A 23,667-nucleotide genomic window follows, 5' to 3' on the forward strand; every position below is an offset into this window, starting at 1 on the left:
CCTTGCGTCATCGATAGAAAATGCCCAGCACCTGCACGCTGGTCGACTCCGGCATCGCACCGAAGCGGCTCCACGACGGCCCGCCCTGATGCAGCCACTGCAGCGCGACGTCGAACCGGTCGAAGCGCCGCCGCAGCTCGACCCAGTATTGCCGGCCGCCGCCGAGATCGGCCTGCATGAAGCCCGACAGATCCAGACGGCGCACGCCGATATTGCGCCATGCCGCCATCAGGAACACGCCGTGACGGGTTTGCAGCTCCTGCGCGGCGATCGACGTCTGCACCGCACTGCCCCAGGCGACCGGGTTCGCGCGCTGCAGCGCGCGCCATTGCGCGGCGTCCGCGCCGCCGCCGTTGCTCTGGAACTCGGCACTCAGCGACAGGTCGATCGGCAACGTCCAGGTCGCGCCCACCGACGAGCTGGTGCGGAACGCGCTGTCGCCGGCCGCACCGGTCGCGCGCGCGATCAGCGAGCGCCGGTAGCCGCCCGCCCATTCGACGTAGGCGACCACCGAGTTGCCGAGCAGCACGCTCAGGTTCTGGCCGAACTGCGGCGCCTGCCCGCTTTCGCCGTAGACGATCCATTGCGGCTGGATCGCCGTGCTGAGCCGCTGGCTCGCGACCAGCATCCAGCGATCGACGCCGTTGGTACGCTGCAGGTCGGACGATGCGGCCGGGTCGCCCGGCAGGCTGCGGCGCTCGAGCCGCGGCGACAGCAGCGCCGCGAGCGAGCCCGTGTCCCACACCTGCTGCGCGCGCAGCGCGACCGTACCGAGCCGGTTCGTGTGCCGGCTGTCCGGATCGGGCGGCACGTCGAGGCTCACCGCGCCCGCGCGAAAGAAGTCGGTCGGGTTGTAGCCGAGCGCCGCGCCGAGCCGCTCGTTGACGCGCCCCGCGTCGACGACGAACGTCGGCGCCGCGCGCCAGCTCGCGTACGCCTCCTTCACGAGCGTCACGTCGCGCGACGACGTGCGCGAGGTCCCGAGCGGATCGAACCGGTCGAAGCGCATCGAGAAGTGCGCGGCGAACGTCGGCGTCAGCCACTGCCCGTACTCGAATTCGACCGACAGCTGGTTGCGCCCGGCGTGCGCGCCGTCGCGATAGCGGCTCGCACGCAACGCGTCCTGCACGTCGAGCTTCCACGGCTTTGCGGTATCGGCCGGCGCGGTGGCGGACCGGTCGGCGAGATCGAGCGCCGCGGCATCGGCCGCATCCACGCCGCCCGCCCCGCTCATCGCCTCCGCGCCGGCCGGCGCCGCACGCGCCAGCGCCGGCAGCAGCACGAACGCGAGCGCGGCGACCCGGCATCGACGCCGCGCCGTCATTGCGCCTGGAAGCGGGACAGGTAGTCGCGCTGCAGCCATGCATCGGGAATGTCGCGCCATGCGTAGTCGGAGAAACGCATGACCGTGACCCAGTTGCTGTCGAGCCCGTCGATGATGACCGTCTCCGTCGGCCGCTCGACGCCGAGCTGCATCGTGTAGCGCCGGTAGAACGCGGTCTTCAGCAGCCGGTCGCTTTCCGAATAGAAGCGCGCCTTCAGCGGCCGGTTGTTCGCCGCGTCGATCCAGATCTCGATGCGGCGGTACGTGAGCCCGTCGCCGTGGCCCGTGAGCGCGAGCCGGTAGGCGCGGCGGGTCTGCCGGTCGCCGTCGGCGATGTCCTCGACGCCCTTCAGCTCGGCCGTGTAGTCGTGCGCGAGATTGACCGTCACGACGTCGCCGTTCGCGGCCTGCCCGAGCAGCCGCTGGTCGGGCGAGATCCGCACGCTCGCCTGGTTCGCGGGATCGTAGAACCACAGGTCGTTGCCGTTCTTCAGCATCAGCTTGCCCGTGTCGCGCGCCGGCGCGACGAAGCGCACCAGCGTGCGGAACGCGCCACCCGGCGCATCGGGCTTCGAATAGATCGACAGCGTATTGCCGTCCACCTGCTTGCCCGACCGATACTCGATCAGCGTCGCGGTCAGCACGAACGATTTCGCCGGCGCGCGGATCGCGTCGCTCGCCGCGAGCACCTTCTGCGGATCGGGCGCCGGCTGCGCGTGCGCGGCGCCGGCCAGGAACGAAAGACTCAGACAGCATGAAACGAACAGGCGACGCACGTGCGCTCTCCCGAAAGTGAAATGAACGAAAATGACCGCATCCGCACGGCGTCACACATGCCGCAGCGCATCGACGATCGACAGCCGCGCCGCGTGCCGCGACGGCAGCCACGCGGACAGCCCGGCCACGCATGCGAGCCCCGCGAACGTGACCGCGATGGTTCGCCACTCGCCCCACACGCGCACCGTGAGCGCGACCGCGTCGATGCGCGCGGGCGGCGTCCAGGCCAGCCCGCTGTGATTGACGGCCGCGGCAATCGCGAGCGCCGCCAGCACGCCGAGCGATGCGCCGGCCACGCCGAGCAGCGCGCCCTCGCAGACGAACAGCGCCTGAATGCCGCCGCGCCGCATGCCCATCGCGCGCAGCGTGCCGATTTCGACCGTGCGCTCGATGATCGCGGTGCTCATCGTGTTGCTGATCACGAACAGCACGATCGCGCTGATCAGCACGAACACGAAGCCGAAGATCACCGAGAACATCCGGTTGGTCTGGTCGTAGAACGGGTTCAGCGTCGCGAAATCGACGACGTCGAGCGGCTGGCCGTCGAAGCCGCCGCGCAGCAGCTGCTCGATGCGCGCGCGCGCCGCCGGCAGATCGGCCGTGCGCGCGAGCTGGATCTCGAGCGCGGTCGCGCGCGGCTCGGCGCCGCCGTATACGAGCCGCTGCGCCTGCGGCAGGCGCACCGCGAGATACACGTCGTCGAGCTCCTTCACGCCCTGCTGCTCGGCCTTCACGACCGAGAAGCGGCCGACGTTCGGCGCGCCGCCCGCGCTCGCGGTCAGCACCTCGATGTGGGTTGCGCCGTCGCCGGCCGGCTGCGAGCCGGCCTCGCCCTGGGCGAGCGCGAGCACGTCGGCCGGCGCACTCGCGTCCGGGCCGGCGGCGGCGGGCGCGGCCGGCCCCGGTGGTGCATCGCGGCAGTCCGCCACCTGCAGCGGCCCGCACAGATGCAGCACGCGCGCGACGCCGAGACCGACCACCGCCGCATCGTCGGCGCTGCCGCGCAACGCGAACGCGCGCGGGCGCAGCGGAAAACCGTAGGCGTTCCACTGCTGCATCCGGTACTGGTCGTCGGGAATCGCGCCGAATCCCATCACGGTGCGCGACACGCCGGCCGCGAAATTGCCGGCGATGCCGCCGAACTGCAGCGTCGGCGTGACGACCTGCAGCAGCGGCGCGAGCTGCGGGTCGCGCCGCAGGAGGTCGATCAGCGCCGCATAGCGGCGGATCCCGTACGCGGCCGGATCGCCCGTGCCGTACAGGTAATAGCCCTGCCGCTGGATCTGCAGATGGCCGCTGCGCTGCACGAAGTCGGTTTGCAGTCCGAGCGTGATGTCGCGGCTGAAACCGCCGAACAGCAGGATCGCACTGACGCCGACGATCATCGCGAGCAGCGTGGTCAGCGAGCGCCGGCGGTTGCGCTGCAGGTTGCGCAGCGCGAGCATCAGCGTATGGATCATCGGCACACCTCCTGCGCCGCCGTGCCGTCGCCGGCCCGTTCCCGGCCGACGATGCGGCCGTCGAGAATCCGGATCACCTCGTCGGCGACGCTCACCACCTGCGGATCGTGCGACGACACGATGAACGACACGTCGCGCTCGCGCTGGATCGTGCGCATCAGCGCGATGATCGCGTGGCCGGTGGCGCTGTCGAGGTTCGCGGTGGGTTCGTCCGCCAGCACCATCGCGGGCTCGGCGGCCAGCGCCCGCGCGATCGCGACGCGCTGGCGCTGGCCGCCCGACAGCTGGCTCGGCCGGTGCCGTCCCTTGTCGGCCAGCCCGACCGCGTCGAGCAGGTCGCGCACGCGCGCCGCGCGCCGGGCCGGCGCCCAGCCCGCCATCAGCAGCGGGTACTCGACGTTCTCGTACGCGGACAGCACCGGCAGCAGGTTGAAGGTCTGGAACACGTGGCCGACATGGCGCGCGCGGAAATCGGACAACGCATCGTCGGACAACGACGCGGTATCGTGGCCCGCGATCGTCACGCGCCCGCTGTCGGGACGGTCGATGCAGCCGATCATGTTCAGCAGCGTCGTCTTGCCGCTGCCCGACGGGCCGCTCAACACGGTGAAGCGCCCGGCCTCGAGCGTCGCCGACACGTCGGCGAGCCCGGTCACGCGCACGCTGTCGAGCAGGTAGGTCTTCGACAGGTGTTCGACGTTCACGAGGCTCATGACGCACCTCCCGCGCGCACGGGCGCCGCCGGGGCCGCCGGCGCGGCGCGCGCATCGGTGCCGGCCGCGCCCGGCACGGCCGGCAGGCCGCGTATCAGCCGCCGCAACTGCAGCCGGTAGGCGAAATGCTCGACCTCGATCACGTGCCGCGGCGTGCGATGGAACGCGATGCCGCCGCTCCAGTCGGACCGTCCGCGCCGGATCAGCCGGTCGACGTGCGCGGCCTTGCGCGGCGCCGCGTCGCGCGCATGCAGATAGCGCGCGAGCAGCTGCGCCTGGTAGTCCATCAGCGGCCAGTTGCCGGTCGACGTCTGGAACAGACCGATGAAGAACAGGTCGCGATGCTGCGCGTCGAACATGTTGAGGTACAGCGACGGCTGCTGCTTGTGCCATTGCAGATGCGCCTGGTCGATGAACGGAAAGCTCGGCCGATAGCCGGTCGCGTAGACGATCACGTCGACCGGCTCCTCGCGGCCGTCGGCGAACACGACGCGATCGCCCTTCAGTTCGCGCACGTCGGGCCGCGCATCGAGATCGCCGTGGCCGAGGTGGTAGAACAGCGTCGAATTGATGATGAAATGCGATTCGAACAGCTTGTGGTCGGGCTTGCGCAGTCCGTAGTCCTCCGGCTGCCCGGCCGTCGTCAGCCGCAGCAGCCGCTCGCCGAAGAAGCGGCGCGCCCACAAAGGCATGCGCAGCCGCAGCGGCCATTCGGCCCACTGGTCCGCCGGTATCCCGAACAGGAATTTCGGCCAGTAGTAGTAACCGCGCCGCGTGCTGTGGAACACCGCGCGCGCATGATGAGACGCCTCGACCGCGATGTCGCAGCCCGAATTGCCCGCGCCGACCACGAGCACGCGCCGGTCGCGAAAGATCTCCGGCGTACGGTATTGCGACGAATGCAGCTGCAGCCCGTCGAAGCGGCCCGGATAGTCCGGCAGTTGCGGATGCGACAGATGCCCGTTGCAGACGATCACGCCGCGATAGGTGCGCACTTCGCCGCGATCCAGCTCGACGCGCCACCCCGAGCCGCCGTCGACCGGCGCGATCTCGAGCACCGAGCGGCCGAACTCGATCCGCTCGTACACGCCGAAGCGCCGCGCGTACGCACGCAGGTACGCGAGCGCCTGGTCGCCGCGCGCATACGTCGGGTAGTCGTCGGGAATCGGAAAATCGGTGTATTCCGAAAACCGCTTCGAGCTGATCATGTGAATCGAGCGATACACCGCGCCGCTCGGCCGGCCGTAGTACCAGTTGCCGCCGACGTCGTCCTCGCGCTCGATCACGTCGAAGCCGATCCCGGCCGCGAGCAGGTTCTTCGCGGCGGTGATTCCCGCCGCGCCCGCGCCGATGATGCAGTACCGCGCGCCGTCGTTGCGCTCCGTCATGGTGGATCTCCCCTTTCCGTTCAAAGAACCGGCGCGGCCGCGGCCCGCGTGCCGGTCGCGCCGGCCAGCCGCGCATCGCGCAGATCGGCGATCGATGCGCCGCCGCGATCGGCGATCGCGAAGCGGCCGTCCGGATAGCGCAGCAGCAATTCGGCGTCGGCGGCGCACGCGGCGCCGAATGCGATGCCGCCGATGCGCCACGTGCGCGGCGGCTCGCCGTCTGCGGGCCACGCGCCGAGCAGCACGCGCAACACGTTCTCCAGATGATTGACCGGCAGCCATACCTGCGGGGACGGCGCCGCGTCGCGCGCGTCGCCGGCGCCCGGCGCGCGCCACAACGCATCGGCGTCGGCGGCCCTGACCTGCGCGATGCCGCCGCGCCAGTCCGCGTCGGGCAGCAGGTCGCCGCGCCAGATCGCGCACACGGCCGGCCGGACCGCATCGTCCTGCCCGTCGTGCGGCAGCGGCACCGTCGTCCCCGCGGGCGGATGACCGTGGTACACGAACGTCGCATCGAGCAGCACGCGGCCGGCGAGCGACGCGCACCGCACCGTCACGTGCCAGCCGTCGCCGGCCGTGCGGCCGGTCACGTCGGTGTCGAGCGCGAGGTCGCCGTGCGCATCGAGCGCGTCGGCGAGCGCATCGAGCGCGATCGTCACGTCGGCGGCTTCATGCAGGTAGGCGCGCTCGCCGTCGGGCGGCGCAACCCAGTCGGCCACGACGCGCGCGTGCTCGAGCAGCAGCGACGCGGGCACCGCCGCGCGGCCGCCGAAGCGGAATGCGCGCGTATAGGGCGCGCCGGCCGCGCGATAGCGCGTCGAGAAAAACGCGAACGGCCGGAATCGCCGCGGCTCGCCCGCGTGGTGCCGGCGTGTCGCCAGCTCGCCGAGATTCGGCAAGCCGTCGACCGCATCGAAGCCGCGAAGCTGGATCGGCGTCAACGCACGGCCGACGGCGCCCATGTACATCGGTTCGCCGTCGCCGGGGGCCGCGGGCAGCGTGGGCGGCGCGAGCTCCGCCAGCCAGTGCCGAACGCCGTCGGCGATGCGCATCGGCGTCACGTAGCGCCGCGTGACGGCGAGGTTCGTGATCATGCCGACGCCGTCCCACGTTGGCCAGACGAGCGTCTTCACGTCGCGCCCGGGCGCATCGCGGCGCGCCCACCAGCCGAGCCGCGCGAGCGCCTCGTTCGCGGCCGCGTAGTCGGTCTCGCCCGTCATGCCGCCCCAGCGGCCGGTCAGCGAGCCGACGTTGACGAAGCAGTCGACACGCGGCCGCTCGCGCACGGCCGCGTACAGATTCATGAAGCCGAGCACCTTCACGCGCGCGGTACCGACGAATTCGTCCACGGACTTGCGCGGCAACCGCACCGGCTGGTCGATGCCGGCGTTGTGGATCACGCCACGCAGCCGCGCGCCGAAGGCGTCGCACAACGCGCGCACGGCGTTCGCATCGGTCACGTCGCATACCGCGTAGCGTACCGGCAGGCCGAGCGCGGCCGCGGCGTCGAGCGACGCCTTCAGCTCGCGGCGCCGTTCGAGTTGCTGCAGCGTGTGCCGGATCGCCTTGGGCGGCCGCTCCGGCGTCGCCTGGCGCAGCAGGTCGAGCCCGTAGCGCCTGAAGCCCGCATCGTCGAGCGCGAGCCACGGCTCGTCGCCGGCCGGCGGCGCTTCGCGACCGGTGACGATCACCGTGCAGCGATACTGCTTCGCGATCTCGCAGGCGGCCAGGAACCCGATACCGCGTGCGCCGCCCGAGAACAGCACGACATCGTCGGGCCCCCAGTCGGGCGCCGCTTGCGCCGGCAGGTCGTCGCGGGTCGCGACGAGCGTGTGGCGGCGCCCGTCGCGATGACCGACCTCGAAGCGCCCCCAGCGATACAGCTCGCGTGCGATCAACCCGTCGACGCGGCCAGTTTCGTCCGGCGCGATGTCCAGCACGCGCACGTTGCAGTTCGGCAATTCCTGCGGCAGCGTCTTCGCGAGCCCCGCCCACAATCCGCCGAGCGGCTGGACGAGCGTGTCGTCGCCGTATCCCATCAGTCCATCCAGCCAGGTCACGGCGAGATAGAACAGCCGCGACGTCGCTTCTTCCTGCACCCAGTCGCCGTAACACGCCTGCAGCAACGCGACCGTGCGGCGCAGCGGCGCTTCCCACTGATCGCGCACGTCGAGCGAGAACGGTGCCTCGACGCCGAGATCGACGATCCCGTCGAACGGACCCGACTGGGCGACGAACGCGTTCGCGGCCGCCGCCGGATCGACGCCGTCGGCGGGGGCGAACACCGCGGGCTTCGCGCAGGCGCGTGCGAGCGCCGCCACCACGCGCTCGGCCGTGCGGCCGAGGCCGTTGACGATCGCGATCCGCTTGCCGCTCAGTTCGGCCGCCGGCCGTTCGGGCAGCGGTTCGATCTCGACCGGCCGCCACGTGAAGCGGTGGGTCGGTGCGCCGTCCACGTCTGCTTCGACGTCCATGCCGCGCCGGGCTTCGGGTGCCATCGCGTCGCGTTGCAGAAACGCCCACACGTCGGGCGGCAGCGTCGGCCCGGCAGCAGGCGCGGGCGCCGCCACGCTTGCCGCCCGCTCGCCGCCGGCCGTCGTTGCCGGCGCACCGGTGAACGGACACGCCGTGCCGCGCGAAGCCGGCACCTGCACGTCGCGCCCGGCAGGCGCCGCGCTCGTGCGTTCGCGCGATCTCGGCCGGGCGACCAGCTGAATGCCGTCACGCGGGCGCAGCGAAATCGTCGCGCCCGTGTCGAGCGAACGACCGGGCACCGCGCTCAGATCGACGTGCTGCGCGACCACCGCGATCAGCACGCGGATCTGCAGCAGCGCGGTCTGATAGCCGATGCACTTGCGCATCCCGCCGCCGAACGGAAAGTACGCGTACTTGTGCCGCGTCGGCGCGTGCGATCCGAAGTTCTCCGGATCGAATGCGTCCGGGTTGGCCCACAGCGCCGGATGACGATGCGTGACGTACGGCGACATGAATACCGACGAACCGGCCGGCACGTGATAGCCGCCGATCTCGTCGTCGTCGACCAGATCGCGCGTGAAGCCCCAGATCGGCGGATAGAGCCGCAGGATCTCGTCGACGGTCTGCACCAGATACGGCAGGCGCGCGATGTCGTCTGCCGTGGGCGCGCGACCGCCGAGCACCGCATCGAGCTCCTCGCGCAGCCGCCGCAGCACGTCCGGATGCTGCGCGAGCGCATAGAGCCCCCACGCCATCCCGCTGCCGGTCGTTTCGTGGCCGGCCAGGAACACCGTCATCACCTCGTCGTGCACCTCGCGCTCGGTCAGCGGCGCGCCCGTGTCGGGGTCGCGCGCGGCGAGCAGCAGCGCGATCACGTCGCTCGTGTCGCAGCGTCCCGCGCGATGCTCGGCGACGATCGCATCGACGATCGTGTCGATCCCGCGGCGCGCGCGTGCGATCCGGCGGTTGAACGGCGTCGGCATCCAGCGCGGCACGAAATCGTTCATGTTGCCCTGCGGCATCATCGCCTCGATGCCGAAGCGCACCGCCGGCCCGACCTCGTCCGCGTGCCGCGAGATGTCCGCGTTGAACAGCATCAACCCGAGCATGCGCAGGCTCACGCGCATCATCTCCTCGACGGCGTCGAACGGCGCGTGCGCGGGCCGCTTCAGCCAGCGCTCGACGAGCGCGAGCGCCGCGTCGCCGACGGCGGCCGTATGCGCTTCCACCTGCTTGCGGTGAAAGAGCGGCTGCACGACGCGCCGGTGACGCCGCCAGAACTCGCCGTCCGTCGTCAGCAGTCCGTCGCCGAAGAACATCTTGAAGTTGTCGTAGAAGCGGCCGCGCACGTAGTTGCGGTGATTGTCCTGCAGCACGTGCTGGACGCCGTCCGGATGCGCGAGCGCATGCGTGAGAAACGGGCCCAGCCGGTTGCGGGCGATGTCGCCGTACTGCTGCTGCAGCTTCAGCAGCATCGTGACGGGATTGCGCTTGTATTCCGCGAGATTGCCCATCACGACGCTGCCGCGCGGGCCGGGCGCGAGACGCTTCGTGCTCATGCCGACACCTGTTCGGAAGCCGCGGGCGCGGCGAGCCGAGCATCGATCTCGCCGCGCGTGGCGAACGCGCCGGTCACGCGGTGCACGTAGCCGGTCACGATGCCCGTCACGTCGCGCATCTGCATCACGATGCGGCCGTCCGGGCGCACCGCGACGAACCGGTTGCCGCTGCTCGCCGGCCCTTCGAGCGCGAAGGCGCGCGGCGTCACGCGCAGCGCGATCGACGCATGGCGCGCCGCCAGCTCGCAGTCGTTGCCGGCTTCGTACAGGTCGATGCGGCCGATCGACATCGGCGCCGCGAGCGGGATGTAGTCGCCGGCGACATGATCGAGCGCCGCCACGCGTGCAAGACCGTCGAGCAGGATGCTCGGCACCACGAAGCGCGAGAACACCGGATCGCCGTCCGGCACGTTCAGCCGGAAGCGCGCCTGCTTGCCCGTTTCGCTCATGCCGGTGTCGGTCGTCGACACGAACATGCCGGTCAGTCTCACCGGCGCCGCGTCGAAGTGATACGGATCGGCGACGGGCACAAACGTCCCGCCCGGCGGTTCGCTCCACACCGGTGCCGGCGCGTAGGCCGCGGCCAGGCGCACGGTGATCTCGAAGTGCGGCTTGTCGCGCACGAGCACCTGGCCGCCGGGCGCCAGCACGTCGCCGGAGATCCGCACGTGCACGAGCACGGCGTCGCCATCGCGTGCGGCGATGCGCGCGTGGATGCGCTTCGCGCTCGGCCGCTTCGCATCGTAGACGCGCAGGAAGTGCAGGAACGCCGCGTCCGCGAATCCGATGACCTTGAGCCCCGGCACGAGCCGCAGCGCGGCCTCGGCGGCCACTTCGGGCACGAACGTGCCCGGCAGCGTCGGAAAACCGTTGACGACGTGATGCTGCAGATACGCATCGCGCTCGAGATCGAACACGCGCTCGAAGCTCACGCTGTCGCCGGTGCGCGCCAGCTCGCGGCCGAGATAGAAATCCGGCTCGCGCGGCGTGGCGACGTGCGGCGCCGCTTCCGCTTCGTCGAGCTCGAAGTAGCCGGGCAGGTGCGTCTCGATCGCCCGTCGCTCGGCCTCGCCCAGATGCACGGACATCGCCGCGCGCTCGCCGAGACCGAGTTCGCGCATGAAATGATGCTGCCCTTCCGCGGTGCGCATGCTCGTGAACAGTCCGCTCTTCTCGAGAAACGCGCGCGTGACCGGATTCGAGCCGAGCCCCACCGAGCGCCACAGCGTCCAGCCAATCGTGAATTCGTCGTGGCCGAGCGCCGCGCGGTGATACGACGCCTGCGTGTTCAGGAAGTCGTTGCCGGACGCGTAGTCGGTTTCGCCGGCCTGGCCCGTCAGGCCGATGAACGACCCGAAGTTGCACCACAGGCGAGGCTGCCGGGCGCCGAACGCGCCGCGCAGGTTCCAGTAGCCGCGCACCTTGATGTCGCGCACCGCGACGAAATCGTCCAGCGACTTCACGAGCACCGATGCGGAACGGTTCAGTCCGGCCGCGTTGACCAGCAGGTCGACGCGCGGTTCGCGCGCGAGAATCGTGTCGATGGCCGTGCGCACGCTGCCGGGGTCCATCACGTCGGCGCGCAGGTACGTCACGCGATGCGCGCCGCAGAAGGCGCGCATCGCCTCGATGTTCATGCACGCCGTGCGCGCGTCGGCACGCCGCTCGAACGCGCGGATGATCGCCGGCAGCGGCTGCTCCGGATGCCGTGCCTTCTGCTGGCGAATGTAATCGGGGCGGGTCTTCGCGAACGCTTCGTCGTCCATCGCGAGCAGGTCCGCGTCGACCTCGTCGAGCGCGCTGCTGCCGATCAGGTACAGCGTCGGGCGCACGTGCGCGGCCAGCGTCTTCATCAGCTCGCCGGTGATCCCGCGTGCGCCGCCGACCGCGACGACGACCGCGTCGGGCCCGAGCGCCAGGCGCTCGTCCGCGCGCAGCTCGCCCGCGTCCTCGATCACGCGCGGCGTGCGGCGACGCCCGCCGCCCAGCGCGACGACCGGCAGCCAGTGACGCGCGCCGCTTTCACGCTCGGCGTCGCGCAGCGCATCGGGCAGCGAGCGGGCATCGGTCAGCACGGCCACCGGGCGCGCTTCCGGCATCTCGATCGCCAGCGCCTTCACGAGACCGGTGTAGAGCCCGGCATCCGGATGCGGCACCTCGCCCGCGAGCGCATCGAGCAGCAGCGCGACGAAGCTGCCGTCGCGCTTGAGTGCCGCATGGCAACGCTTGATCGCGAGGAACGCGAGATCGTGCAGCGCGAGCCGCGCGGGCGCGGCCGGCGCCGCGGTGCCCGAGGCGAGCGTGCCGGCATCGAGCGACGTCAGCACGCGCACGTGGCCGATGTCGTCGGGCAGCCCGTCGAGCACGGTTTCGTCGATTCGCTCGATCCAGTGCCAGCCCGGCCGGCTCGCGGCGAACGGACGCGTCGACAACACCACGCAGCCGGGGCCCGGATCGGCCTGTGCCGCGAGCGCTTCCGGCAGGTCGGTGACGATCACGCAACGCGGCGCGATGAACGGCGTCGATCGTCCCGCGGGCCGCCACGGCGCATCGCGCCATTCGATCCGGTATCGTGCGACGCCGAGCGGCTCGCCGTCGGCCGCGACGCCGGTCCGGCGCAACGTGCCGGGCAGCAACGTCCCGGGCCCGACGGGTGCGGCAGCCGGCGCCGGCTGCACGGCCTGCACCGGCGCGGCTACAACCGCGGCTTGCGGTTCATGCGGGGCGGCCGCCTGCGCGGCGGCCGGCTCGCAGGCGACGTGCAGCGCATAGCGCGGCCGGTCGCCGCCGCTGTCGCGTGCCAGCGTCACGTCGGGGGTACGCGCAACGATTGCGCGCAGCACATCGATCGCCGCATCCGCGCCCGCGTACGTGACCGCGCGGCCCGTCGCGTCGCACGGCGCGGCCGGCTCGACCGCGGCCCGCGCGTCGCCGCCGCCGACCACCGCGAGCACCGGCAGCCCTTCGGCCTGCGCGTGTCGCACGGTCGTCACCGCGAACAGCACGATACCCTCCGCGAGCGGCAGCCCGAATGCCGGACCCACCTCCTCCGCGGCGTTGCCGTTGATCCCGCCGACGATCGCCATGTCGAGCTCGCCGCTGCACAGGAACCGCTCGGCCGCCTCGAACGCGGCGAGCGTCGATGCGTGGCCCGCGTCCACCGTCATGTTCATCCCGTGCAGATCGTGGTAATTGGCGACGCGCGCCGGGATCACGTTCGGCATCATCCCGGGAAACGAGTTTTCGGTGGTCGGCGCGACGAGCCGCTGCGTCGCGTCGCGCAAGCCGTCCAGCAGGCGCTCGGTCGTCGCGCGCTCGTCCGGCCGCGTCGCATCGAGCACCGCCGCCGCGATGTCGTCGAGATAGCAGCGGCTCGCATACAGCGCCGCGTTACGTGTGGGCCCCATATGTCCCATCACGAGCCCGATCGTGTCCGCATGCTCCTGCCAGAACGTGCCGAGACGTTCGCGCAGATCGTGCGCGGCATCGAGCGCCATCAGCTGGCAGCGATCGAGCGCGCGCAACACGGCCGGCGGCATCTTCACGCGCGCGAAGCTCGGCAGCGGATAGCCGATCCCGAAGCTCGCGTCCGGCGCGCGGCCTTCGCCGCGCAGCCAGGCCGCGACCTCGGCGTCGCCGTCGAGACCGGGAAACTTCGCGGACCAACCGACGATCGCCAGCGGTTCGCGCTTGAAGCGGCCGCTCGCGCCGCCGGCGGGCAGATCGGCGCGGTACTCCGACACGATCAGGTGGCCGTTCGTGCCGCCGAAGCCGAAACCGGACACCGCCGCGACGCGCGCCGAATCGCGCCGGACCGGCCACGCCACCGGCGCCACCGGGATCCGCAGGCTCGTGCCGCCGAGTTCGAATTCCGGCGGCGGTTCGCTGAAGCGATGCTGGGGCGGGATGACCTCGTGGCGCAAGCCGAGCAGCGCCTGGATCACCGATACGACGCCCGCCGCCCAGCCCGTATGCCCGACCAGCGACTTGTTGGAGGTCACCTGCACCGGGCGATCGCGCCGGATCGCGTCGCGCAGGCTCTGGAATTCGGCGAGATCGCCGGCCGGCGTGCCGGTGGCATGCGCCACGACCCAGTCGACGTCGGCGGGCACCGTCGCGGTGCGCGCATACGCGCGGTCGATCGCGATGCGCTGGCCGGCCGAATTCGGCGCGTAGATCGCCTTGCCTTTCCCGTCCGACGACGAGCCGAACGACTTCAGCACGCCGAGAATGCGGTCGCCGTCCGCGCGCGCCCGCGCCAGGCGCTTCAGGATCACGACGCCCGCGCCGTCCGCGAACAGCACGCCGTCGCAGTTGCGATCGAGCGGCCGCACCTCGCCGCTGCGCGACAGCCCGTGCAGCTTCGAAAACAGGATCGAGCCGCGCGGTGCGAGCGCGAACGCACCGCCGCACGCGACCACGTCCTGCTTGCCGAGCAGCAGCGCCTTGATCCCGAGATCGATCGAATACAGCGACGACGAACATGCGGTGTCGACCATCATGTATTCCGCATCGTCCGGCAGCACGCCCTTCATCGCGTTCAGGCCGACACGATGCGGGAAGAACGACGCAAGATCGCCCGCGCCGCGCGCATAGCGCGCGCTCAGCACCGCATCGATCGCGGCCACGCGGCGCGCGCGCTCGGCCGCGTCGACGCCGGCGTCGGCCAGCACCGCGTTCAGGCGCTCGCGCGCGGCGGCCAGCACCATGCCTTCCTCGAGATGCTGGCTGCCGTCCGCCGTGTAGCCGACCAGAAACGCGACGCGATCGGCGTCGCGCAGCGTCACGCCGTCGAGCGCCTGGCATAGTGCGTGGCGCAGCCACAGCGTCGTGAGTTCGCGCGGCGCGGTGCCGGCGTCGAGCTCGGCGCGCACCGTCGAGCACGGCTCGAACTGTTCGATGAAGACCGAGCGCGACTGGTAGCTCTTGTCTTCCGCCGACGTATCCGGCGAGTAGAACGAGCGGTAGTCCCACCGATCCGGGGGCACGTTGCCGAACAGCTCGGGGCCGTCCAGCAGCGCGCGCCAGAATGCGTCCGGATCGCTTGCGCCGGGCAATGCGAGACCCATGCCGACCACGGCGATGTCGTCGCTGTCCGGTGCGTCGTCGGCAGCGGCGGCCGTACGGGCAGCCGGTTGCGCGACGGCAGCGGCCGCGGCTGCGGCCGCATCCTGCCCGGCGGTCGGCCAGTCCGCGCGCGGCGACAATCCCTCGCTGCACAGCGACAACCCGCCATCCGCGACGACCACCTGTCCGGTAATCCAGCGCGCGGCATCCGACGCGAGAAACACGACGAGATCGGCAAGATCCTCCGCGCGCGCGAGCCGCTTCAGCGGGGTCGCCGCGATGCTCGATCGCTTCGTGTTCTCCGGGTCCGGAAACTGCGCGGCGACGTCGCCGTCGATCAGCGTCGACGATGCGCCGTTCACCCGGATCTGGCGCCCCGCGTACTCGACCGCGAGATAGCGCGTCAGCGATTCGAGCGCCGCCTTCGCGGTGCCGACGACGAGATAGTTCGCGGGCACGAGCATCGCGCCCACCGACGACACGTTGACGATCGCGCCGCCGCCCGAGCGCGCCATCAGCGCCGCGGCACGGCGCGCGCACCAGAACGCGCCTTTCAGGTTGGTGTCGAGCGCGCGATCGAAATGCTCGGCGCCGATCTCGTCGACGCCGAGCAGCGCGCCGGACGCCGCATTGTTGACGAGCACGTCGAGGCGGCCGTAGCGCCGTTCGATCTCGTCGAACATCCGGTCGACCTGCGCCTGCTGCGCGACCGACGCTCGGATCACGTCGACGGTCGCGCCGAGCGCGCGCAGTTCCTCGGCCGTCTCCTTCGACGCGTCGAGCGAATGGAAGAAATTCAGGATCACGTGCGCGCCCTGCTCGGCGAAACGCCTGCAGATCGCCTTGCCCACGTTTTTCGCACCGCCCGTCACGAGAACGAGCTTGCCGCGCATGCTGGTATTCGACATGGATCGCCTGCCTATCGAGAACTTGTGATTACGGGCAGGGCCCCCCCTGCCGACCAACGTTTCGGCCCACGGCCGTCAGGCGAGCGCCTTTCCCTGGTTTTCGTAGACGAAATCGACGATCTGCCCCATCGCCTTGAAGTCGCCGCTGCGGAAATTCGCGGGCAGCGGCGGCAACGCGTAGCGCGCGGTGATGCGCTGGATGATCTCGGTCTGCTTGACCGAGTCGATACCGAGTTCGGCTTCGAGCTCGATCGATTCGGAGAACACCTCGGCCGGATATTCCATCGCCTGCGCGTAGATATCGACAAGCTCCGAGAACAGCCGCTCGCGCGGCACGTGCGCGGGCCGCGCCGCGGCAACCGCCGCGGGCGCCCCCTCACTCGGCGGCGCCGGAACCGGCGCCAGCGCCGCTCCACCCACTGCCGCGAGGCGCGGCGCGGGCGCGAGAATCGGGTCCGGCTGCGGCGCGAGTGGCGTCGCCGTCGGTGCGGTGCCTGCCGGCACCGTGCCCGCCGCGTCGAACGCGTGACGCAGTTCGCCCTTGAGCCAGTCGACGATGTGCGGTCCGCGCGCTTGCCAGAACGCGTCGAAGCCGGAGCCGGCGTTGCCGATGCGAATATCGTCCTTCATGATGCTGTCCTCCTGGAAATAACGGGTGATCGTCGTGACGACGCTCGATTCCTCTGCCACGCTCGTCGGGCCGCCGAACGTCCTGACCGCGCCCGGCCCGGCGATGCGCACGACGATGCGCGCCAGCGCATTGAGCGCGCCGCACTCGACGTAGCGGGCGATGCCGTCCGCGCGCGCGGCGCGAATCGCGTCCGCGAAGCGCACCGGCATCACGAAATGCGACGCGAGCCGCATGCCGGGATCGTCGGCGCCGCTATAGCGGCGGCCGAGGATCGGCGAATACACCGGAATCGCGAGTGCGCCGGGTCGATAGGCGGCAAGCCGCGCGGCGAACTGCGCGCGCGCGCCGGCCAGGTCGGGGTGATGAAAGCCATACGGAGACCGGAGCGTCTGTGCGGTCACGCCGCGCGCCGCGCAGGCCGTGACGAAACCTTCCAGCGCGTCGCGCGGGCCGGACACGACGGTCTGCGACGCGTGGTTCTCGACCGCGATGCAGACGTTGCGCACCCCGTGCGTGATCGCGCTCGCGTCGATCAGCGCGAGTGTCGCGTCGGCGCCGGCCGAAATCGCGGCCATCATGCCGTCGGCCGGCGCCGCGGCCTGCAACGACGCAATCCGGTCGCACACGATGCGCGCGCCCTGCTCGATCGAATAGACGCCGCCGCACACCAGCGCCGCGATTTCGCCGAAGCTGTGTCCGATCAGCAGGTCGGGGACGACGCCGCGTTCGCGCAGCACGCCGAACATCCCGACCGATGCGCCGAAGATCCCGAGCTGCAACAAGTCGGGCGCCTCGCGCAGCCACGTATCGAGCCCCGCATCGTCGCGCCACAGCGCGCCGGTCAGCGGCTGGCCGAGCCGCTCGCTCGCGACCGCGTCGATCGCGTCGAGCGTCTGCCGCACGCCGCGGTGTTCTCGCCCGAGTTGCCGCAACGCGCCCGCATAGAACGCCCCTTGTCCCGGGAACAGGAACGCGCAGCCGCGCGCTTGCGCGTCGCCCACGTTCGGCCCGGTACCGTTCAACTCGCGTCGTTCCATAATCCCAATCTCCCCAGGCTCTCGGCCAGCTTCAGTCTCGCGGTCCGCCACCTCGACACCGCGAGCACGCGCTGCCGGCGCGCATCCGCGAGCGCCGACTGCGCATTCAGCAGTTCCGTGAACGTGCCGACCCCGGCCTTGTAGCGGCCGCGGGCGATGTCGAGCGAATGCAGCGCGGTGTCGAGCAGATGCTGCGAGTTGTCGAGGTTCGTCGTGTCGGTTTGCAAGCTCTGGTAGCTCTTCCACACGTCGAGCGACACCTTGAGTTCGGTACTGCGCACATCGGCTTCCTGCGCATCGGCCTGCGCCTTCGCCTGCGCGATGCGATACCCGGATGCGAATCCCTCGAACAGCGGAATCGAAACCTGGATGCCGATCGAGTTGCTGTGACTGCTCTGCAACTGGAACAGCGACGGCTGCTGCTGGTACGACGGGTTGTTGCGCGAGAGGCTGCCCATCAGCGAAATCGTCGGCAGCGACTGGGCACGCACCGCGCGGATCTGGTCGCGCGCCGCTTCGAGCCGCTCGCGGGCGGCAATCAGTTTCGGGTGATCGCGCTTCGCCTCGGCGATCAGGTTCGCGACGCCGCGCGTGAAATCGTCGCGATCGGGCGACGGTTCCGCGTCGGCGATCCGCAGCGGCGTGTCGGCGTCCGCGCCGAGCGTCGTCGCGAGCGTGCCGATCGCGTTCTGCAGGTCGCCCTCCGCGCTCACGCGGTCGAGCAGCGCCTTGCGATAGGTCGTCTGCGCCTGCAACGCGTCGCCGAGCGTGCCGGCGCCGCCGTCGTGCCGCGCGCTTGCTTCGGCCAGGCTCTCCTGCGCCGCATGTTCGACCGCCTGGGCGGCCTCGAGCGCCGCCTGCGCATCGCGCAGCGCATAAAACGCCTGCGCCGCGTCGAAGAAGACGCTCTGCAACGCGTCGTCGTGCGCCGCGTTGGCCGCGCGCAGCAACGCACGCGCACGGTCGAGGTTCGCGCCGCGCTTGCCGAAATCGAACAGCACCCAGCTCAGGTTGAGCATGCCGTAACGGCTGGTGCTGCGCTGATCGCCGGAGAATCCGCCCGTATAGGTCGTGTTCACGTTGTCGCGCTGGATCCCGGCCGTCGCGTTCAGCGTCGGCAGGTACGCGGCCTTCGACACGCCGACCTCGGCCGTCGCCGCGCGTGCATCCGCCCACGTGCGGCTCAGTTGCGGATGGGAGCAGATCGCGAGCAGGATCGCGTCCTCCAGCGCGAGCGGCCGGTCGTCGAGGCGCCGTGCGCCGCACGCGGTGGCCGATGCCATCGACCCGGCCTGCGTCGCCGCGACGTCGTCGCGCGTGCGATAGACGTCGAGCATCTGCGCGCTCGCGGGCAGCGCGGCGGCCAGCGCAACGGCGGTCAGCACGACGGCGAATGATCGCTTCATCATCTAGCGCCCCGCCACCGGCTCTACCGGCCCGGCATCGTGCGGTGCCGGCCGGGACGCGGCCGGCACGCCGGCATGCGACTTCGCCGCGACCGCCGCGCGCATCGCCGCGGTCGACTGATCAAGCACGACCTTCCCGCCTTGCAGCATGATGACGCGCTGCGCGGACGCGATCGTCTCCGGCCGGTGCGCGACGATGAGCCGCGTCATCGCGAGCTGCGTGACGGCCGCATTGACCTGCATCTCGCGCTGAATGTCGAGATGGCTCGTCGCTTCGTCGAGCACCAGGATGCGCGGCCGCTTGTACAGCGCGCGCGCCAGCAGCACGCGCTGCTTCTGGCCGCCGGACAGCACGGTGCCCATGTCGCCGACGAGCGTGTTGTAGCCCATCGGCATCGCCGCGATGTCGTCGTGCACGGCCGCGATGCGCGCGCACTCGGCGACCCAGTCCGGGTCCGCTTCCGGATCGAAGAAGCTGATGTTCTCCGCGATCGACCCCGCGAACAGCACGTCGTCCTGCAGCACCGTGCCGACCAGCGCGCGCAGCCGCTCGATGCCGAGCCTGGCCACGTCGAGCCCGCCGATGCGCACGGCGCCGCCCGTCGGCTCGTGAATCCCGAGCAGCACGCTGATCAGCGTCGTCTTCCCGCAACCGGACTGCCCGACGATCGCGACCGATTCGCCGGCCGCGATCGTCGCATTGACGCCGTCCAGCACCAGCGGCTCGCCGTCCGCATAGCGGAACGACAGCCCGTCGATCTCGATGCTCGCGTCGAGCGTGTCCGCCTCGCCCGGCACGCTGCGCAGGCTCGCGTCGGGTTCCGCTTCCGCGAACACGATGTCGGCCAGCCGCTCGCCCTGCAACTGCAGCATCTTGACCTCGAAATACTTGTCGATCAGGCTGCCGACCCGGCTGTCGAACTGACTCTTGTACGCGTTGAACGCCATCAGCACGCCGACCGTGAACTGGCCGTCCATCACCATCCGCGCGCCGAGCCAGATGACCAGCACGTTCTCGATGCCGAACAGCAGCCCGTTGAGCTGTTGATAGAAGATCTGCAGCTTCTGCACGTGCAGGCTCGCGTTCACTTGCTCGACCAGCAGCGTGATCCAGCTCGCGCGCCGCTCCGTCTGGCGGTTGAACAGCTTGATCGTCTTCACGCCGCGCACCGTCTCGAGGAAATGGCTCTGCTGCTTGGCCGCGTGCACGATCTGGTCCTCCGTCGCGCGCCGCAACGGGCCGTACCACATCCATCGGACAAGCGCGTACAGCGCCATCGTCGCCAGCGCGACGAAGCCGAGCGTGCGGCTGTAGACGAACATCATCGCCAGCGTGACGAGCGTCATCAGCCCGTCGATCACCGCGCCGAGAAACGACGTGGTCAGCGTCTGCTGGATCGTGTCGATCGAGCCGAAGCGAGACACGACGTCGCCGAGATGGCGGCGTTCGTAATAGCGCACCGGCAGGCTCAGCAGATGCGTGAACACGTTCGCGCGCCACTGGATGTTGAGCGTCACGCCGACATACATCAGCGCCCACGCGCGAATCGCGCCGGTCGCCTGCTGCATCAGCAGCAACAGGCCGAAGCCGAGCGCGAGCACCGTCAGCAGGTCTCGATCGGCGCTGACGATCACTTCGTCGATCACCCATTGCAGGAAGAACGGCTGCACGAGCATGAAGACTTCGAGCGCGATCGCCAGCACCAGGATCTGCGCGAGCGAGCGCGACAACCCCGACACCGGGCCCAGCAGTTCGCGCAGCCTGACCGCCGGCCGCGCCGCGCGCGGCGCGAAGCCGGCGTTCGGCCACAGCTCCAGCGCGACGCCGGTGAACGCGCGCGAGACATCGGCGAGCGATACCTTGCGAATACCGTGCGACGGATCGTGGATCGTCGCGGTCTTGCCGTTCACTTCCTTCAGCACGACGAAGTGGTTGAAATTCCAGTGCAGCAGGCACGGCAGGCGCAACTGGCCGAGCTGCGCCAGGTCGAGCTTCACCGCGCGCGTGCCGAGCGACAGGCGCTGCGCGATCTCGATCACGCGCCCGAGGCCCGCGCCTTTCAGCGAAATGGGAAACTGCGCGCGCAGCGTCGCGAGATCCACGTGATGGCCGTGATAACCGGCCACCATCGCGAGACATGCGATGCCGCATTCGGCCGCTTCGGTCTGCAGGACCATCGGCAGCTTGCGGCCGAGGCCGAACGAGAGTCGATCGAGTAATCGCATGCGTGCGCCCGTCAGAGTTTGCCGGTCAGGCTGTAAAGCGGCTCGAGCACCCATTCGTACAGGCGCCGGCGTTCCTGCAGGATGTCCGCCTGCAACGTCATGCCGGCCTGCAGCGGCTGCTGCGCGCCGTATGCGGTGACGTGCTGGGCGTCGAGCGCGACGATCACACGGTAGAACGTCGCGTCGCGCCCCTCGCCCGGGGTCGCCGCCGGGCCGCCGTCGTTCGCGAGTTCGGCCGCCGACAGCGCCGTGCGCGCGATCGACACGACCGTGGCCCCGTACTGGCCGAATTTCTGATAGGGGAATGCCTGATAGCGGACCAGCACCGGCTCGCCGGCCCGCACGAAGCCGATCGCCGTGCTCGGCACGAACAGGTGCGCCTGCCAGCGCGCGCCGCCCGGCACGACACTCGCGAGCGGCCGCGACGTATCGACCGACTGGCCGACGTCCGCGATCGCGGCCGTGACGATGCCCGCCTCCGGCGCGGTGACGACGATCCGGCGCTTCGCCTCGCTTTCGATCAGGTTCTGGTCGACGTCGATCACGTTGCGGTCGATCTGCGCGAGCTGGTTCTGCTGCTTGAAGCCGAGCCCCGACAGTTCGTTGCTCGCCTCGGTGAGCGACTGAAGCGTCGATGCACGGTCGCGCAGCAACCCGTTCAGCTTCGACTGCTGGTCGAGCAGGTCGGCCTCGCGCTGCTGCGCCTGGTCCTTCGAGATGTAATCCTGCGCGAGCAGGCGGCGATAGCGCGTGGCGCCGTCGGCCGCGATCGACGTGCGCAGCCGCTGGGCCGCGAGTTGGTCGTCGATTTGCGCGAGCGCGCCTTTCAGGTTGGCGATCTTCGCGCGCAGCGTGTCGCGCTCGTCCTGCTGCAGGCTGCGGGTCTTGTCCATTTCCGCGAGCAGGGATGCCTTGCGCTGCCGCGCCTGCGCGATCAACGCGGCCTGCGTCGCACCTTGCGCCGCGCTTTGCAAGTCGGTCGACACCGTGTAGAGCGTCTGCCCGCGCGTCACGCGCTGCCCTTCCTTCACGTCGCGCTCGACGACGATGCCCGGCTGCAATGCATAGACCTTGACCAGGCCCGCATCCGGCATCACTACACCGGAGACCGTCGTGCGCCGCGTATACGTACCGAACGTGAAGAACAGCACCACGCAGGTGGCCATGACCATCGCGGCGACCGTCAGCAGCGTCATGGACAGAGGGTGCACGAGCACGATGTCGCCCAGCACCCGCATGCGCCGAGCCTGTGCCGCTTCAGAACGAAAAAGACCGAACTCCATTTTCACCAACGTGTCGCCCAATATCGGTATCGGCGTCCATTCCGCTTCCACGCGTCGGAACAGGCAAAAGCGATCCGGTATACATGGAAGACCCGTGCATACCGGATCGTCAGTTCCATCATCGGGAGACGCGGCCGCTACCGCGTCGCCTCAATGCAGGCAACTCAGTACTGCGGGCCGCCGAACAGGCCGTCCAGCAGGTTCACCGCGGCGGTCGTGATCGTCTCGCCGATGTTGTATGCCTGCTTGACCGGTGCGGCGAAGATGCCGAACGTCAGCGCATTGCCGATGCTCTCCGCGGTGCTGCCGCCCCATTCGATGATGTTGCCCAACGCCGACGGGATGCCCGGGCCGCTGTAGTAGCCGCCGGAAACTTGTGCGATTTCCTGTTGATTCAGTTCTTGCATTGCATTTCTCCAGTTTCAAATTGCTAGATAATCCATCTAGCGGGGCATCGAACAACGCCGCGATTGCGACGCAGATCAACACGTTAAATAGATTTAAACTTTCGAACGACGCGACATATCGATCAATCCGAATTAAACCCTTGCATCAATCCTGCTCAAACGGCGCATAAAATCCCGGCGGCCGAGATCAATCGGTCGACCTTTCACCGTAATCGGCAACCGGACGGTAATTCATCGGCGCTATGCGAGCACTCCTCGTCCCGTCCGGCATCCGTCTGAAAGACGTCGAGTAACGGACGTACAGGTGCCCCCGCGCATGGATGCTGCGGCACCCGCACGTCATGGAGTACGAAATTTCAACGAGAACGACTGCCCGACCGAGGATCGACCGAGAATAATCGCGCGCTAAATGCCGCTCACCTAATCAACGAAATGTCATTGAATGGCGCGTCGACATCAGATTTCACCTCAGTTTTTTTTACAGCACTGAATCCGACGGGCCAATGATCCGTCACTTTGCCGGCGCTCTTTGTACGATACCGCACCATCGGGCAAACCCGATATTTTGCGGATATTTGCTCTTTTTTATTGATAATTCCGAGCTTGCCTGCTGCGATTGAATGCCCTCAGTTGATTCTGGAAAGCTCGTGTCTCCACGGTCGATCCGTCGCTCCCTTGCAAGCATCGAGCCGTCGGCCGGATAAACCCGGCCACCCGCGCCCGCGGCGGTGCGCCGCCCGCTTCGACGAAGCAGCCACCGGCAGCGGCTATGTTTGGGCCGGTCCCGGCAAGCCTGTCGCCGGCCTCGATATCCGTCACACGATCAGTCCGGCAGCAGCTTGCACGACCGGGATTACCCGCCATCGGGTCACGATCAACACGGCATCAAAATATCTGACGGCCTCACGTTCAAAATTTCGCTACGTAGCGGGCGTCCTCCCAAATCTCAACGTGGATTCAAAGTCTTCTACATCAAAAAACTGAAATATCTCAATCATTATTCATG

The 23,667-nt window shown here is 69.6% G+C and carries 12 protein-coding genes; all 12 read right to left on the minus strand.

Annotation, left to right across the window (positions count from 1 at the left end; all coding sequences use genetic code 11):
- Nucleotides 1-7: 7 nt before the first annotated feature.
- The gene (locus AC1VVG_RS32905; protein ID WP_482837504.1) at nt 8-1,324 is read right to left on the minus strand and encodes a hypothetical protein; all 1,317 of its coding nucleotides are present in this window, start codon (nt 1,322-1,324) and stop codon (nt 8-10) included.
- Nucleotides 1,321-2,100, minus strand: a complete 780-nt coding sequence (locus AC1VVG_RS32910) for an outer membrane lipoprotein-sorting protein (RefSeq protein ID WP_034190065.1) — start codon at nt 2,098-2,100, stop codon at nt 1,321-1,323. The genes AC1VVG_RS32905 and AC1VVG_RS32910 overlap by 4 nt, the downstream gene beginning before the upstream one ends.
- A 51-nt stretch (nt 2,101-2,151) precedes the next feature.
- Nucleotides 2,152-3,558, minus strand: coding sequence for an ABC transporter permease (locus tag AC1VVG_RS32915; protein WP_034190100.1), 1,407 nt, complete (start codon nt 3,556-3,558; stop codon nt 2,152-2,154).
- Complete coding sequence (locus tag AC1VVG_RS32920; RefSeq protein WP_034190064.1) at nt 3,558-4,274, minus strand: ABC transporter ATP-binding protein; 717 nt, start codon at nt 4,272-4,274, stop codon at nt 3,558-3,560. Before AC1VVG_RS32920 ends, AC1VVG_RS32915 begins: the two co-directional genes overlap by 1 nt.
- Entirely contained in the window at nt 4,271-5,662 is a 1,392-nt protein-coding gene (locus AC1VVG_RS32925; protein WP_301742434.1) for a flavin-containing monooxygenase, read from the minus strand. Before AC1VVG_RS32925 ends, AC1VVG_RS32920 begins: the two co-directional genes overlap by 4 nt.
- A gap of 20 nt (nt 5,663-5,682) precedes the next feature.
- Nucleotides 5,683-9,696: a cytochrome P450 gene (locus AC1VVG_RS32930; protein ID WP_482837505.1), complete on the minus strand. Its 4,014-nt coding sequence runs from the start codon at nt 9,694-9,696 to the stop codon at nt 5,683-5,685.
- A complete protein-coding gene (locus AC1VVG_RS32935) occupies nt 9,693-15,671 on the minus strand; it encodes an SDR family oxidoreductase (RefSeq protein ID WP_482837506.1) in 5,979 nt (1,992 codons plus the stop codon). Before AC1VVG_RS32935 ends, AC1VVG_RS32930 begins: the two co-directional genes overlap by 4 nt.
- Nucleotides 15,672-15,746: 75 nt before the next feature.
- Nucleotides 15,747-17,339: an acyltransferase domain-containing protein gene (locus AC1VVG_RS32940; RefSeq protein ID WP_482837507.1), complete on the minus strand. Its 1,593-nt coding sequence runs from the start codon at nt 17,337-17,339 to the stop codon at nt 15,747-15,749.
- The gene (locus tag AC1VVG_RS32945; RefSeq protein ID WP_059561069.1) at nt 17,321-18,748 is read right to left on the minus strand and encodes a TolC family protein; all 1,428 of its coding nucleotides are present in this window, start codon (nt 18,746-18,748) and stop codon (nt 17,321-17,323) included. The genes AC1VVG_RS32940 and AC1VVG_RS32945 overlap by 19 nt, the downstream gene beginning before the upstream one ends.
- Nucleotides 18,749-20,971, minus strand: a complete 2,223-nt coding sequence (locus AC1VVG_RS32950) for a peptidase domain-containing ABC transporter (RefSeq protein WP_482837508.1) — start codon at nt 20,969-20,971, stop codon at nt 18,749-18,751.
- An 11-nt stretch (nt 20,972-20,982) separates the two neighbouring features.
- A complete protein-coding gene (locus AC1VVG_RS32955; RefSeq protein ID WP_034190059.1) occupies nt 20,983-22,254 on the minus strand; it encodes an HlyD family secretion protein in 1,272 nt (423 codons plus the stop codon).
- Nucleotides 22,255-22,418: 164 nt separating this feature from the next.
- The gene (locus AC1VVG_RS32960; RefSeq protein ID WP_034190058.1) at nt 22,419-22,661 is read right to left on the minus strand and encodes a hypothetical protein; all 243 of its coding nucleotides are present in this window, start codon (nt 22,659-22,661) and stop codon (nt 22,419-22,421) included.
- Nucleotides 22,662-23,667: the final 1,006 nt, after the last annotated feature.

The organism is Burkholderia sp. L-4, assembly GCF_056856535.1.